General features: G+C 35.4%; 13 protein-coding genes. 5 read left to right on the forward strand and 8 right to left on the reverse strand.

The features are described from left to right. Positions 1-128 precede the first annotated feature (128 nt). On the reverse strand, positions 129-1,118 hold the full coding sequence (locus AAGD76_RS00385) for a ribonucleotide-diphosphate reductase subunit beta (protein WP_341820155.1): 990 nt from the start codon (positions 1,116-1,118) through the stop codon (positions 129-131). Positions 1,119-1,249: 131 nt separating this feature from the next. On the opposite strand from AAGD76_RS00385, the gene AAGD76_RS00390 reads away from it, so the two are divergent. Beyond that, positions 1,250-1,588, forward strand: coding sequence for an outer membrane protein assembly factor BamE (locus AAGD76_RS00390; RefSeq protein WP_006279908.1), 339 nt, complete (start codon positions 1,250-1,252; stop codon positions 1,586-1,588). Between the two features lie 131 nt (positions 1,589-1,719). On the opposite strand, the gene AAGD76_RS00395 is transcribed toward AAGD76_RS00390, so the two are convergent. From AAGD76_RS00395 to AAGD76_RS00405, 3 genes are all read right to left on the reverse strand, one after another. Then, complete coding sequence (locus AAGD76_RS00395; protein WP_255325705.1) at positions 1,720-1,848, reverse strand: hypothetical protein; 129 nt, start codon at positions 1,846-1,848, stop codon at positions 1,720-1,722. Between the two features lie 212 nt (positions 1,849-2,060). After that, positions 2,061-2,207: a hypothetical protein gene (locus AAGD76_RS00400; protein WP_190321161.1), complete on the reverse strand. Its 147-nt coding sequence runs from the start codon at positions 2,205-2,207 to the stop codon at positions 2,061-2,063. Positions 2,208-2,285: 78 nt separating this feature from the next. Beyond that, on the reverse strand, positions 2,286-2,906 hold the full coding sequence (locus tag AAGD76_RS00405) for a hypothetical protein (protein ID WP_022626225.1): 621 nt from the start codon (positions 2,904-2,906) through the stop codon (positions 2,286-2,288). 172 nt (positions 2,907-3,078) lie between these two features. Between AAGD76_RS00405 and AAGD76_RS00410 the strand changes: the two genes are divergently transcribed. The 4 genes from AAGD76_RS00410 to AAGD76_RS00425 all read left to right on the forward strand — a co-directional run bounded on the left by AAGD76_RS00410 (position 3,079) and on the right by AAGD76_RS00425 (position 5,376). After that, complete coding sequence (locus AAGD76_RS00410) at positions 3,079-4,110, forward strand: YhcG family protein (protein ID WP_038199734.1); 1,032 nt, start codon at positions 3,079-3,081, stop codon at positions 4,108-4,110. Between the two features lie 76 nt (positions 4,111-4,186). Further along, positions 4,187-4,333, forward strand: coding sequence for a hypothetical protein (locus tag AAGD76_RS00415; protein WP_007548499.1), 147 nt, complete (start codon positions 4,187-4,189; stop codon positions 4,331-4,333). Continuing rightward, the gene (gene recO, locus AAGD76_RS00420; protein WP_264374151.1) at positions 4,317-5,039 is read left to right on the forward strand and encodes a DNA repair protein RecO; all 723 of its coding nucleotides are present in this window, start codon (positions 4,317-4,319) and stop codon (positions 5,037-5,039) included. The genes AAGD76_RS00415 and recO overlap by 17 nt, the downstream gene beginning before the upstream one ends. 172 nt (positions 5,040-5,211) lie before the next feature. Then, positions 5,212-5,376 carry a hypothetical protein gene (locus tag AAGD76_RS00425; protein ID WP_010962440.1) on the forward strand — a complete coding sequence of 55 codons (165 nt, stop codon included), beginning with the start codon at positions 5,212-5,214 and terminating at the stop codon, positions 5,374-5,376. A 114-nt stretch (positions 5,377-5,490) separates the two neighbouring features. On the opposite strand, the gene AAGD76_RS00430 is transcribed toward AAGD76_RS00425, so the two are convergent. The 4 genes from AAGD76_RS00430 to clpB are packed head-to-tail and all read right to left on the reverse strand — an operon-like array spanning position 5,491 to position 14,459. Next, a complete protein-coding gene (locus tag AAGD76_RS00430) occupies positions 5,491-6,873 on the reverse strand; it encodes a PleD family two-component system response regulator (RefSeq protein ID WP_341820156.1) in 1,383 nt (460 codons plus the stop codon). Beyond that, on the reverse strand, positions 6,845-7,141 hold the full coding sequence (locus AAGD76_RS00435; RefSeq protein WP_038250226.1) for a hypothetical protein: 297 nt from the start codon (positions 7,139-7,141) through the stop codon (positions 6,845-6,847). Before AAGD76_RS00435 ends, AAGD76_RS00430 begins: the two co-directional genes overlap by 29 nt. Before the next feature lie 4 nt (positions 7,142-7,145). Then, a complete protein-coding gene (locus AAGD76_RS00440) occupies positions 7,146-11,870 on the reverse strand; it encodes an NAD-glutamate dehydrogenase (protein ID WP_341820545.1) in 4,725 nt (1,574 codons plus the stop codon). Between the two features lie 27 nt (positions 11,871-11,897). After that, a complete protein-coding gene (gene clpB / locus AAGD76_RS00445; RefSeq protein WP_209473398.1) occupies positions 11,898-14,459 on the reverse strand; it encodes an ATP-dependent chaperone ClpB in 2,562 nt (853 codons plus the stop codon). Between the last annotated feature and the right edge of the window lie 713 nt (positions 14,460-15,172).

The following is a 15,172-nucleotide window of genomic DNA, read 5'->3' on the forward strand; positions in this document are numbered from 1 at the left end:
GTTCTTATATACCAATGTCCTATGGACATATATATGGTAAGTTAGTTGTTAAGTAAAGCAAAACTGTCTAAACTGCACAGCAAATGGTGTAATGAAAGTGGAATGACAAAAAAGAGTGAAATTAGCATTCACTTATTATTCGTGTCATTTTCAGTAAAAGCTTCTTCCCACGTGCCTTGAGTTGCTGCGCGGCTATACTCTGTTACTCTATTTTCAAAGAAATTCGTATGTTCAACGCCATTTAGTATTTCATCAAGCCACGGAATAGGATTATCATTGACATCATATATGGACTCAAGACCTAATTGCATTAACCGTCTGTTTGCTACGTAGCGTATGTAATTGCGCACTTCTTCTGCGGATAGTCCTTCAACATCTCCTAAATCAAAGGCAAGCTTTATGAATTCGTCCTCAAGTTCAACGATGGTGCGACATGCAGAATATAATTCCTCTTTAAACTCGTTGTCCCAAATTTCATTATTCTCTTTAATAAATGTATTAAATAACATGATAATTGAATTGGTGTGCAAAGTTTCATCACGGGCTGACCAGGCGATTATCTGCCCCATTCCTTTCATTTTTCCAAAACGTTGGAAATTGAGCAAAATTGCAAATGATGCAAATAACTGCAACCCTTCAGTGAATGCACCAAACACTGCTAGAGTTTTAGCTACATGTTTTTTATCGTGTTTTTTGCTTTCCTCGAATTCCAACATATATTCATATTTCTTTCTCATAGCATCATACTTTAAAAATGCTTGATACTCACTTTCTGGCATGCCAATTGTGTCTAAAAGATAAGAATAAGCTGCAATGTGTATGGTTTCCATATTGGAAAAGCTTGCAAGCATCATGCATATTTCTGTTGGCTTAAATATATTTGAATAATGCCTCATGTAGCAGTTATTTACTTCAATGTCTGCCTGAGTAAAAAATCTAAAGATCTGGGTTAGTAGATTTTTTTCTACACTTGAAAGTTTAGCTTTCCAATCCTTCACGTCATCAGCGAGCGGAACTTCTTCAGGTATCCAATGGATTCTTTGTTGCTGCAGCCACGCATCATACGCCCAAGGGTAATTAAAAGGTTTGTATATTGGATCTGCTTCTAACAATGACATAAGACACCTATGATTTTCTAAAGTAAATATTATATTAAGTGATATTGAGAATCAGTCAATTTAACTTTTTTGAAATTTGACGGCAGATAATTTATTAGTGTATTATAGCTTCAAGTAATTTATCAACAGAAATGCGAGTATTAATATCTTTTATTTTATTATTTACAGTGAGCTGCACTCACACTATTCACAATCACGGAGCTCCTGGCATTAGTGTTGAATTGTGGAGCAAGATAAAAGTAGGTGACGATAAAGAAAAAGTGGTTCACACTTTAGGATCACCAACATTAGTATCAAAGTTCGATGACAATGTTTGGTACTATGTCTCATATAAAATTAAACAAGCCAATTTTTTAGGAAAAAGGAAGTATAGTAGTAAGTCTCTGCAAATTTCATTCGACCAGGACGGTAAAGTTGAAGATACAAAAGAAACTGACATCTTAGAGAGATCTTTGGCTGTTTCTGATTGAAAGTTTGCTCAGATCTTCCTACGTCATACCGCGGTTCATTCCATAACTGTACGAACATTGCGATTTGGGCCTACCAGAAGGGTGTCATGAAAGTAGCTGACACTAGTTCCTTTATGACGGCAGTGCCCAGACTACTTGGATCCAGGAAACTTAATTGCAAGTAATGCATTGGGTTTGGTAAGTATGGGTTTTGCGTTATAGAATGAAGCACTTTTGGTGAATTTGTAAAGAAAACTGGATCCCAGTGGGCTTTGTTGCATCGCTAGCTATGATGGATTAAAGATAAAAAAGGTGGAGAATATCAGTAGCTTATTATTCTGGTATTTATAACAAGAACGGTCAGTGAATACCTAAATTTGAGTAAAAGAAATTTCACTACCACTCACTAATCTGGCTAAAATTCAAGAATTTCAATGCTTTAGCTATTTTCAATAGAATTAAATTTATTAATATAAATAACAAATTACTATTCTTAAATTTGATCAGATTGATTGCAAAAAAACAAGATTTTCAATAAGTTGCTTATAATCCTAATTATAGTTAGCCTTTCATAAGTAGCGATGCAACAAAGCCATCCCAGTGTCAAGCACTGGGATGACACCATTTGTTGTAAACTCACTTTTACTCTATGGTTATACTACCTTGCTGCTATCCTGAACGGATACAGTGGGCTTATTAAATTATAGAATTACTTTAGCTATAGAATAAAATCTAGTGTTACTTCACGCCAAATGTGGTGGTGCTGAGTAGGCAAGCCGGTCAATGGGCTACATTTATATACTGCACGCATTGCATTATCTGCTATCGACCTGAAAAGTGGATTATTTCGATAGGAATCACTGTCTGCTACATCCGCCATAATTATCTCGCCTTGACTGGATAACAATAAGTTAATTTTTATATTAAAATTTTCTTTGTAAGCTATGCTTTCAGGAATGCTCCAGCATTTTGTGAGCTTGTCTCTTATAGAGTTAATAATTTCTGTTACAACTAATTCATCCTTTTTGCTCTCAACGCTTTTTTCGTTTCCTATTTCATTTTTTGCCCCTCTAACATCCCTTCTTAGTTTTTTCTCTACACTTTTTTTTCTTTTTGGAATTGGAATGAATTCTTTACCCTCGTTAATAATGACTTCTTCTTGCATTTCGATAATTTGCCTCGGTTGTGCTACAACAGTGTGCTCAACTATTTCTTTTTTCCTTTGTGGTATAGGAACAGCTAACGTATCATTCGTTTGGGCTTTTGTTGAAGATAACGAAAAAAGCAAAAAACAACATAAAGACAAAAAAAGAATATAATTCGAATAGAAAAAACGCATATGTTAAGCAGCTTGTTTTACTGGTTTAAAGCTAATATTGCACGTAAAGTCAATATATTTTAGTTGATGGACGAGTTTGAAGTCAATAAGGAATCCCTTCAAAGCTGAAGGCAAGCGGAAGATTGTCTTCTCGACAGACAAAGGAATTGTATAATGGATTAAAAGGAACCGTATGACAAAAATTATAGCAAAAGAATATACAGAATTTTTAGAGCAATTGAAGGATCATATTGCAACAAACCGTTATAAAGCAGCACTTGCAGTAAATAGTAAGCTTATTTTGCTTTACCACCATATTGGTACAGAGATCCTAAAACGCCAAAAAGAACATACCTGGGGAGCTAAGGTAATTGATCAATTAAGTAAGGATTTGAGAAGTACATTTCCAGAAATGAAAGGCTTTAGCATGAGAAATCTGAAGTATATGCGTAAGTTTGCCGAAGAATATCCTGATGTTGAATTTGTGCAGGAGCCTCTTGCACAATTAACTTGGTATCACAATATCACTCTTTTGGAAAAAATAGAAAGTCATGAAATAAGATTATTTTATGTAAAAAAAGCTATTGAACATGGCTGGTCACGTAACATTATGGTGATGCAGATAGAACTTGGACTACATAAACGTCAAGGAAAAGCAATAACTAATTTTAAAGAAAAATTACCATCTCCACAATCCGATCTAGCACATTACACATTAAAAGATCCGTATATTTTTGATTTTTTAAGTATAGGTAAGGATGCTCATGAAAGAGAAGTAGAAAAAGGACTCGTAGGGCATATGGAAAAATTTCTGTTAGAACTCGGTGAAGGATTTGCATTTGTTGGTAGACAATTTCATTTAGATGTTGGTAATAAAGACTTTTATATTGATTTATTATTCTATCATTTAAAGTTACGTTGCTTCGTAGTGATTGAACTAAAAGATAAGGATTTTAAGCCGGAATATGCTGGTAAAATGAATTTTTATCTTTCTGCAGTTGATGATTTACTGAAGCACTCGACAGATCAACCTTCTATAGGGTTAATCTTATGTAAATCTAAAGACGATGTACTTGCTAAATATACACTCCGAGACATGAACAAGCCAATAGGGCTAGCAGAATATCGAATAACTGAAAATCTACCAGAGAACATAAAAACAGCTTTACCGACGATAGAAGAATTAGAAGCTGAATTATCCAAAATTTCAGACGAGGAAAAGTAATGTTACTAAAATCATTCAAACAATTATTTAGCAAACCAAAAGCTCAGTATGAAATGCATCAGGCTCAGGAAGAAGGGTGGCAGCCAATAACTTACTCTCTCATAGCCTTGAAACTTTGGAAGCAAACAGTAACGGAGTAAGTGATTTTTATGGATTACACGCTCTAGGTGCACTATCCTATATATCATACGGTCAATACACTCTAAATGAGATGGAAAGATGAAGGCATCATTATAGCTGCTAAAAAATACGGCGATAAAAACTTAATTCTTTCTCTGTTTACAAAAAATCATGGAAAGCGCAGGGGATTAACTAAGCTAACAAACAATAGCAATTATAAGTTTCAGATAAGTAATCTATTACATGCAGAATGGAGTGCTAAGTTACCTGAAAATCTAGGTTTTTTTAAGTGCGAATTAATCGAATCTCCATTCCATCATTTTTTTCAAGATAGGTTAAAAAGCATTACTATTGTTTCTTTCTCCTCTATTTTAGAAAAAGTGCTTCCAGAAAGTGAACCCTGTGCCATGCTGTATGACAATTTTCGATATTTCATCGATGTAATTAAACACAACAATCAGTCTTGGCAAAGCCATTACCTTAACTTAGAGCTTCTGCTTCTTACGCAATTGGGATTCAAGTTAGACTTATCAAAATGCGCTATAACAGGTGTTAAGGAAAATCTGCAATTTATTTCTCCAAAAACTGGTAGAGCAGTGTCAAAAAAAGTAGGAGACTATTATGCAGATAAACTCCTACCTTTTCCACAAATGTTGCATGATGTATACAATAATAACTTACAAAACAGCTACTCATTCCAAGAATTTCAGTTAGGACTGAAAGTCACAGGATATTTTTTAAATAAGTATCTATTTTTGCAGTTAAACGTGAAATTTCCAGAGCTGAGAAACCTCATGTTGTCGCTTTAATCTTAGCAGTCCTACGTCATACCGCGATTCATTCGCGGTATCTCTTAGCATAGATCCAGCTAACAAGTAGCGGGATGACGAACTTATCGTCATGCCACCGCGAACCGTCATACCGTGATTTATTCACGGTATCTCTTAGCATAGATCCAGCTAACAAGCAGCGGGACGACGGTTGTCAGGGTGTCATCCCAGCGCCCCTATGATGTCATCCCAGTGCCCAGACACTGGGATCCAGAAAAGTTTGCTTGTGAACAAGCAAACTAGCATGGAAAGTGGTTACAACGTTTTCGATGAGATTATATGGAAAACTGGATTCCAGTGTCAAGCACTGGAATGACAAGGTATAAACCTTATCGTCATGCTGCCGCGAACCGTCATACCGCGATTCATTCGCGGTATAGATTCCGCTAACGAGTAGCGGAATGACGGTTGTCGGCAAACTTAAGCCACTTTAGCTATAGCCAGTAACCACTCTATTCCTACCACTGTTTTTTGCTTTATATAGATATCTGTCAGCACGTACTATAAATTTTTTAATATCATCAAAGTCAGATCCTTGCATTTCTGCAATTCCAGTACTCACAGTTACATTATGGGTTGTATTTTTATCCGCAAGTATAAAAGGTTCTTTAGCAATAATTTTTCGTATTCTCTCCGCAATAGTATACGCATCTGATACATTGGTATCTGGCATTACAACAACAAACTCCTCACCACCAAACCTAGCTAGTAAATCTGTCACTCTGATATTTTCAGAAATTCTTTTCTGTATTTGCTTTAAAAGTTCATCTCCAGCACTATGCCCAAAACTGTCATTCACTATCTTAAAATAGTCTATATCAAGTATCATAAGAGACAACCTTCTATCCTTTTCCACAGAGTCCTTAACAATGTTTCTTAAGTGTGCATCAAAATATCTTCTATTATAACAGTTAGTTAATGGGTCCTTTATAGACATTTCCGCATTATTAAATAAATTCATTCTCAAGGCATCTTGATATCTTTTGCGTTTTACTTGCGAATTAACCCTTGCTATTAGCTCACCCTCATCCAAAGGTACTGTTAAATAATCATTAGCACCTACATCAAGTGCTTTTACTAAATTGTTTTTATCATAATCCTCAGAAAGAATCAGAATTGGTGTATAACGTGTTTCCACCTTACTACGAAACTCAGAACACAAACGCAAGCCGTCAGTTTTTGAAAATTGCATATCAGAAATGATCAGGTCGTAACCATTCTCAATACCAACCTTCAATGCTTCCATTGGATCACTCAGTATTTTAATTGACCTAAAGCGTTGCTTTAATATATTATATATCTGCTCTGCTTGATGAACATCCTCATCTATAACAAGTATGTTAGCATCAAAAATCTGATTGGAATAATCCATAATACTGTTTCCTGCGACCCCACCAATCTCAGCGTTAGTTTCTCCTCTTAAACGCAATTCATCTATAATCATTTTTAAGCGCGTGAGAGACTTGATCCTTGCAGATAAAGCAGTTTCGTTTATTGGTTTAGTCAGAAAATCATCCGCGCCAGCATTAATACCTTGCACTCTATCATGAGTGTCATGCAGCGCAGTTACCATAATTATTGGAATATGGGTTGTCAAGGGATCACTCTTTAGCTCCTTACAAACTTCAAAGCCATTCATCTTTGGCATCATGATATCAAGTAATATAATATCGGGCTGCTGCTTTGCTACTAAATCTATAGCTTCTTCACCATCATGAGCTACGATAACCGTATAGTACTCTGCTTTTAGTCGAGCTTCTAAAAGCTTGACATTAGATAGTACATCATCTACTACCAGAATCTTTGCTGTCATTATCTTTAGATGTATTATCTATATCATAAGTAGGATAAAGCTTACCATTTTTACCAATTATGTAATTTACTTTCTCAGCATTACATTCTTTATATAAGTCTTCAACTCCTGCATCTTTCAATAACCTCCTAGCTTTTGATTTTATAATCATAAGATACTTATACACATTCCTAATAAGATCAATAAATACAGGCACCTTATTTTTATCAAGAACAATTATGCTCACTAAAGCTACAACTAAAATTTCTGAAAGACCTATATTGAACATTTTCCTATGAAGCAAGTACTTTAATCCTTCTGATTATAAATATTAATTTGCTTAAATCAAGTTTAGAAGCAACCATCTCATCTAAAAAACTATTATAACGTTCTATGTAGTCCTTATCATTACAAGCCCAGGTTTGAACCTTATCTTCGGGGTTATCAGTAGCTTTTATGACTTTAACAGCTAGCTTGTGATGGTAATTGCTTAAATCGTCCAATAAATCATTAACTAAGCTGCGATCCCAATAAGAAGAGCGGCTTTTCATCTTGATGGCAATTGTTCTAATCAGATCGAATCTTAACAGCGACTTTAACTCAAAGTATATTTTACCAGCATCAAGAATGGACAAAGATGTCTGTTCAGCAACAGATATAATATCCAGTGCATAAGTAAGAACGCACAGGTCAGCAATTTTTTTTGCTAGATCTTTATCTATATTAAGTTCCACTAAAGAAGTGTATCCATGATTATAGACCTTTAACAGGTGTTCATCTAAAACATCATGGCCTAAAGTTTCAATTGCATCTTTAAATTTTGTAACATCATCCAATTCTACAAAGCTAAGATTTTTTACTAACCAAAACGATACTCTGCCAATAAATTTCTGCACATTTCTCACTATTTGCAAGTATGAGTTAATATCAATTTTTCCATCCAATTCATCAATTTTCTGCCACAGGTTATTTAAATCATATAGGTGGTTAACAACGATATATATGTTAACTGCTTCGTGTACCTTAATTCCAGTATTCTCAACTAAATTATTAATAAATATACAGCCCATCCTATTTACAACATCATTTGCAATGCAAGTGGAGATAATTTCTCTACGAAGTTGGTGTTTTAATATGAAATCCTTAAACTTTGTTACCATCTTTTTAGGAAAATAACCTAGCAAGTAGTCATGAGATATAAGATCTTTTTCAGACAGATCGGAATGTATAATTTCATTTTTTATTGCTGTTCTAGCATAAGACATTAGAACAGAGAGCTGAGGAGAACTGAAACCTTCTGCACCAGTTAACATCCTTGCTATCTCTTCTTCAGTTGGAAGAAATTCTACGCTTCGGTTTAACAGCCCAGATTTTTCTAAACTGAGCAGTAACCTGTGGTGCTGCTCCAATCTCTCTTTAGCTTGCAAACACTCAAGAAGTAATGCTTTTGTTTCAATTTTGTTGTGGTTCTCAAGCACTTTGGATGCAACTTCATCCACCATACTTGCCAGTATTTCATTCCTTTTTTCTAAAGAAATACCCCCTGCTTTCATAGCTGAAACAAATGCAATCTTAATGTTAACTTCAAGGTCTGAACATATCACTCCGGCTGAATTATCAACAAAATCTGCATTGATATATCCACCTCTTTCAGCATATTCTATTCTTCCAAGCTGTGTACAACCAAGATTTCCACCCTCTATAAACATAGAAGCTCTAATATCCTTACCATTTACTCTCAGCTCATCGTTTGCTTTGTCACCGACCATGCTATGATTTTCACTCTTTGCCTTAACAAACGTGCCAATTCCTCCATTCCATATGAAGTCCACTTTTGCTTTCAACAGATATCTAATCAAATCACTTGGAGGTAGCATATCTTCTGTTATATCAAAGCATTTTTTCATTTCTTGAGAAAGATTTACTTGCTTGCTGCTACGCTCAAATACCCCGCCACCCTGAGAGATCAAATCTTTGTTATAATCCATCCAGGTTGAAAATGGTAACTTAAAGAGACGTTTACGTTCTGTGAAACTCTTTTCTGCATCAGGATTTGGGTCAACAAAAATATGCATATGGTTAAATGCGCCGATTAAATGTATATTTTTTGAAAGCAGCATACCGTTTCCAAATAGATCGCCAGCCATATCTCCAATTCCAATAACAGTTGCATCCTGGTAAATATCCTTATTCATTTTCCAAAAATGCCTTTGTGCTGCAATCCATGCACCTCTTGCTGTAATACCCATTTTCTTATGGTCGTAACCTACTGATCCACCAGATGCAAATGCATCGCCAAGCCAAAAGTTATATTCAGAGGCTATCTGGTTGGCATAATCAGAAAATGAAGCAGTTCCTTTATCAGCAGCAACCACGAGATATGGATCATCTTCATCATACCTAATCACATTCTCTGGTGGAATTATTTTACCATCAACCACGTTATCAGTAATATCAAGCATTCCTCTGATAAAACTCTTATAGCACTCAACACTTTTCTCTCTTAAAATATTCTTATCTTTATAAGCTTGCTTTATTACAAACCCACCCTTTGCACCAACAGGGACAATAACCGCATTTTTTGTCATCTGAGCTTTCATGAGCCCCAAAACTTCAGTGCGAAAATCTTCCGTCCTATCCGACCACCTTAAGCCACCACGGGCTAATTTCCCTCCTCTTAGATGTATTCCCTCAAAAAGGTTTGAATAAATATACAATTCACGATACGGACGAGGATCAGGTAAACCATTTATTTTACTTGAGTCAAATTTTGTAGATAAATATGGTTTATCGTCTTGATAATAACTGGTCCTTAAAATAGCCATTATCAAGTTAAATATCGAGCGCAAAACGTAATCATGTGAAACATTGCTGATCTCTTTTAGAAGTTCCTCAATTTTTTCTCTGACAATGTCCGTAGTTTCTGCTCTATCAATGTCTATGTTAGGATCAAATCTTGCATGAAATAGTTGTATCAAATACTTTACTATTTTTGGATGCTCTGAGACTACCTTTTGGATATATTCTGGATTGTAGTTAAATGACGTCTGCTTTAGGTAAGCACTTAACGCTCTAACCAGAAGCACTTCTTTCCACTTGAGCCCAGCAATAATGATCAAACTATTGAAATAGTCATTTTTAATTTCCTTGCTAAACACTTTCGCAAGTGTTATTTCAAATTGCTCTTTTAGAGTAATGTTGTCTATTAATTCATCGACTCTTGACAACACAAAATGGTGTATCCATATTCCGCCGTTAATTTCTATGTAATAGCCATTATGAGATAGAATCTTAGCTCCCAAATTCTTAGTAATTCTTAATATCTTCGATAATTCAAGACCTCCATTGCTCGAAGTGTAAACCTTTAATTGATAATTAAGATTGTCACGAGTAAGTCTTAAATCGACCTCGCTAACTCTTTTTTTCCTCACTATCTCCAATTTTTTCATATCGTAATATGCGTCATGAGGTTCGAAACTCTCTTGATAGCTTATTGGAAATGCCTTGCAATAATGGATGAATATATCCTCAACAGTGCTAAAAGTATTATATAAATTGTCTATAAAACGATCTTCCCATTTTTCCGTAATGTTCCTTAATTTGTTTTCGATACGCAAAACTTCATCATCAGGAACACTAGCGTTTTTAGCCTTTAGCACCACGTGCAATTTCATTAAGTCATATTCGTTTATAATGTGGTGGTTATAAATATCTGAACTTTCTGCATTTATCTCATCCTTCAATATATTGCTTATCTTGAGCATTAGCCTGGAGCTAGCACAACGCATCGGTATCAGCACTATACAACTAGTAAACGCTCCCTTACTTCTTAAGCATAACTTGACTCTTGGTCTTATTGCAAGGGACATAATAGAAGTACAAATTTGAAATAATTCTTCCTCATTAGACTGGAACAATTCATCACATGAGAATACTTGTAAAATATAAATTAGAGCTTTGTTATTGTGGCCCCCGGTTACAAACCCTGCATTTTTTTCTATAACTTTAACTTTATCTCTTATTATTGGAATAGTTCTAATATCTTGGACCTCCGCTACAGAAGTAAATAGCCCGAAAAAACGCCGTTCCTTTACCACATTACCCTGGTCATCAAATTCTTTTACTCCTATACAATTCATGTATGTACGCCGATGGACTATTGAGATTAGATCTGATCTCAATATGTATAGGGAATCAAGGTTTGCAGAAGGAATCAACGTACTTTGACCTACTCTCATCAGGCCAAGGTCCTTTTTGCTGTCACAGACGAGTTTTTCATCTTTACCAGCAATATATTCTTGATAACCTAGAAATACGAAGTTATTATTCTTTAACCAAACTAGAAAATCTTTTTGCTCTTGATTTCGGTCTGGTGTCATTCCAGTGCGTGACACTGGAATCCACGTGTCCTTTTCCTGGATCCCAGCTGGGATGACAGAAAGACTTGCCTCATCAAGTTTCTTGAGCATTAAGTGCCAATCTTTCACAACGCAATTAACCGCTTTCAGCGTTTTCTGTAGAGATTCTTTTAATGTATCAACAAAGCTGTCACTTATACCTTTGATAATTACATATATGACTGACTCTTTGACTCCATTGCTTTCTTCCAAAGAGTAAATCTCGTCTATTAGGCCATCTTTTCTTTTAATGTTAATTATGCTGTTGCTGTAATAGCATATGGTTAAATCGTGCGACTTAATAGTTGCAATAACGGAGTCAACCAAAAATGGCATATCATCGTTTGTTATCTTAATCGTGGTAAAATCGCCTTCTATTCCTGGTATATCATCTATATTGCTTACTACTAACTTACTTTCATCTTTCTCTTTTTGAGAAACAAAATTGTAAGCATCGTTTACAATATATAGCAAAAACTTATCATTGGCTTTTAGGTCGCTTTTATAAACAAAACTATAAAAATACTTAATAAATTTTTTAATTTTTTCTTTATCTTGCTGATTTTCTTGATCAGCTAACTTAAATAAAGACTCAGTGTCAACATTATGATCTATACACATTTTTTTTAACAAAAATACACAGTGAACTTAAACCTTTTTAACTAAGATTTCATTATCAAGAGCGTACACTATTAGCTCATCATTTTCTACTACTTCCCCTGATAAAACTAATTTAGCTAAATTATTTTGAATACACTCTTGTATAACCCTTTTTAAGGGCCTTGCTCCATATTCAGGGTCATAGCCAGTTTGTGCTATTAGTTCTTTAGCTTCCTGCAACAAACTTATACTCAGTTTACGCTTAGCAAGTGTTTTTTGTAAATAAGAAAATTGAACATCTATAATTTTATAGATGTCATCTCTGGTTAAACTGTGGAATATAATAATTTCATCCAGCCTGTTTAAAAATTCTGGACGAAATGCTGATTTAACTATTTGCATCACTTCATTTCTTACAGAATCAACATTCCCTTTTAGCATTATCTCAGCGCCAAGGTTAGAAGTTAAAATCAGTATGGTGTTGCGAAAATCAATTAATTTACCATGACTATCAGTGAGTCTACCCTCATCCAAGATTTGCAGCAATAGATTAAATATATCTGGATTTGCTTTCTCGATTTCATCAAACAGAATAACCTGATATGGCCTTCTTCTTACCGCTTCAGTTAATCTGCCACCTTGTTCATAGCCAACATACCCTGGAGGCGCGCCAATTAGCTTTGAAACAGAATGTTTTTCCATATATTCTGACATATCAAAACGCAGAAGCGCTGATTGATCGTCAAACAGAAATTCAGCTAAGGCTTTCGCAAGTTCGGTTTTACCAACCCCGGTTGGGCCTAAGAATAAGAATGAACCAAAAGGTCGATTAGTATCTTGCACCCCAGAGCGGGAGCGCCTAACTGCATTACTTATCGCTTCTATTGCATCTTTCTGCCCTATTACTCTTCTTCCTATTTCATTCTCCATGTTAAGAAGTTTTTCCTTTTCACTGTGCATCATGTTATCAACTGGAATTCCTGTCCACTTTGAAACAATGTTTGCAATATCATCTCCAGTCACTTCTTTCTTTAAGAAACTATCAGTAACCTTTTCCTGATTTTTTAATTCATTCTCAAGCTGAGGGATCACACCATACATCAGCTCTCCTGCTTTTCCTAAATTTCCACTCCGCTGAGCCAATTCCAGCTCTTTTCTAGCGTTATCTAATTTTTCGGCTGTTTCTTGTATTCTAGCTATTTTATTCTTTTCCATCTGCCATTTGCTGTTCAAGTCAGCAAATTTGCTATTTAGGTTTTCAACCTTCTCATTTATCTTTTTTAAACGCTGTTTAGAATTTTCATCACTTTCTTTTTTTAAAGCCTCTGCTTCAATCTTTAGCTGTATAACCTTTCTCTCAAGTTCATCAATAACTTCAGGCTTGCTATCCATTTCAATTCTCACCCTGCTTGCTGCTTCATCAATCAAATCAATTGCTTTATCAGGTAAAAACCTATCTGTTATATATCTATTGGACAACGTTGCAGCAGCAATTATTGCACCGTCTGTAATTCTTATACCATGATGCACCTCATATCTTTCCTTCAAACCCCTCAGTATTGAAATGGTATCAGTTTCAGTTGGTTGAGAAATAAACACGGGCTGGAAACGCCTTGCAAGCGCAGGATCTTTTTCTATATGCTGACGATATTCATCTAAAGTTGTGGCCCCTATACAGCGAATTTCTCCACGCGCAAGAGCAGGCTTTAGCAAATTTGAAGCATCCATTGCACCACTTGTTGCTCCTGCTCCAACTAAAGTATGAAGCTCATCTATAAACAAGATAACTTTTCCCTCCGCTTTCGAAAGCTCATTAATAACTGCTTTTAACCTTTCTTCGAACTCTCCTCTAAACTTAGTCCCAGCAATTAATGCGCCAAGATCCAAGGCTAAGACTTTTGCATCATGCAAACCAAGTGGTACATCGTTTGCAACAATTCTATTTGCAAGCCCCTCAACTATTGCAGTTTTTCCAACACCAGGTTCACCGATCAGCACTGGATTATTTTTTGTCCGCCTCAGTGATACCTGCATAGTTCTTCTGATCTCTTCGTCACGACCAATTACAGGATCAAGCTTTCCTTGCATAGCAAGTTCTGTAACATCTTTTGTATATTTCTTTGCCGCGTTTAATTTTTCCTCACTGTTTGGCGAGTCCGCACTGCTGCCCTTTCTCATTTCTGCAACAACTGAGTTCAGTTTTTGTGGAGTCACACCATTCTCTGCCAGAATTTTGCCTACAGTATCATCTTTTTGTGCAGTGAGGCCCTGCAGTAAACGCTCGACAGCAACAAATGAATCTTTATTTCTCTTTGCAATACCAATTGAATCTTCAAAAACTTTTGCTATTTCTCTTGAAAGTTGAAGGCCACCACTTCCTGGACCTTCAATTACTGGCAACTTTTTTATTGCGCTATCCACAGCATCAGAAATACTTTGCACACTTCCACCACAAGCGTTTATCAAATCCTGAACTAAACCTGATTCATCTTCAAGCATCACTTTTAGTAAATGCTCAGGCATAAAAATCTGATGCCCAGCTCCCAACGCTTTCATTTGAGCACTTTGAATTAGACTTTTTGCTTTTTCGGTAAATTTATTTAAGTCCATAACACCAGTTAAATTCGTATTTGCTGATGTATATAACAACTGATTTCATAAATTTAAACCTAAAGTTGTTTATTGTTAGGTATGAAATTTAAAACTTTCTTAAAAAAGGAACTATCATAGTAACCATACAAATATCTTGTATCTCAAGACCTTTGGTTTTTGTTGCTGAAAATGGTTGTATTATTTAAGTTATTAACAATATACAATACTAAGTTAATGTAATTTATTTGGAGATGACAGGAAAATTTATTGTAACTTTATATTTTAAATAGAATAAAGTTCTTTTGTTAGTATTGTCCTTTTTGTAAAAAATATTCCTAATTTCTTCATCATTTCTGTGGGTAAGGTCATCTGCTTCTCTACCTCAAGTGGTTAACAAAGTTTCTTGTCACGAGGGACCAAATGGAAATCTGCTCGTTTTCACGCGAATTAATGTTACAAATTCTATACATTTCGTTACAAAATGGCATTCGCTTTCTCCATTATCCTTTACCTGCATTTTCATCAGCGTTCCTTGCGGTTTGCTTGCCATATAGGCGGAAATACAGGCTTACCCTGTTCCTTCTGTCATACAACAGTGGGTTAGGTGACTTCTCTATACCGGTGATTTGCGTACATCCAGAAATGAAAAATGTCACATTACCTTTTGGTCGGAGCTTATCAGCATCTTTAGCTCTTTAATCGTTACGATACTTATGAAGCTTCACTTACGT

The organism is Wolbachia endosymbiont (group A) of Cydia strobilella (assembly GCF_964026745.1).
Lineage (GTDB): Bacteria > Pseudomonadota > Alphaproteobacteria > Rickettsiales > Anaplasmataceae > Wolbachia > Wolbachia pipientis.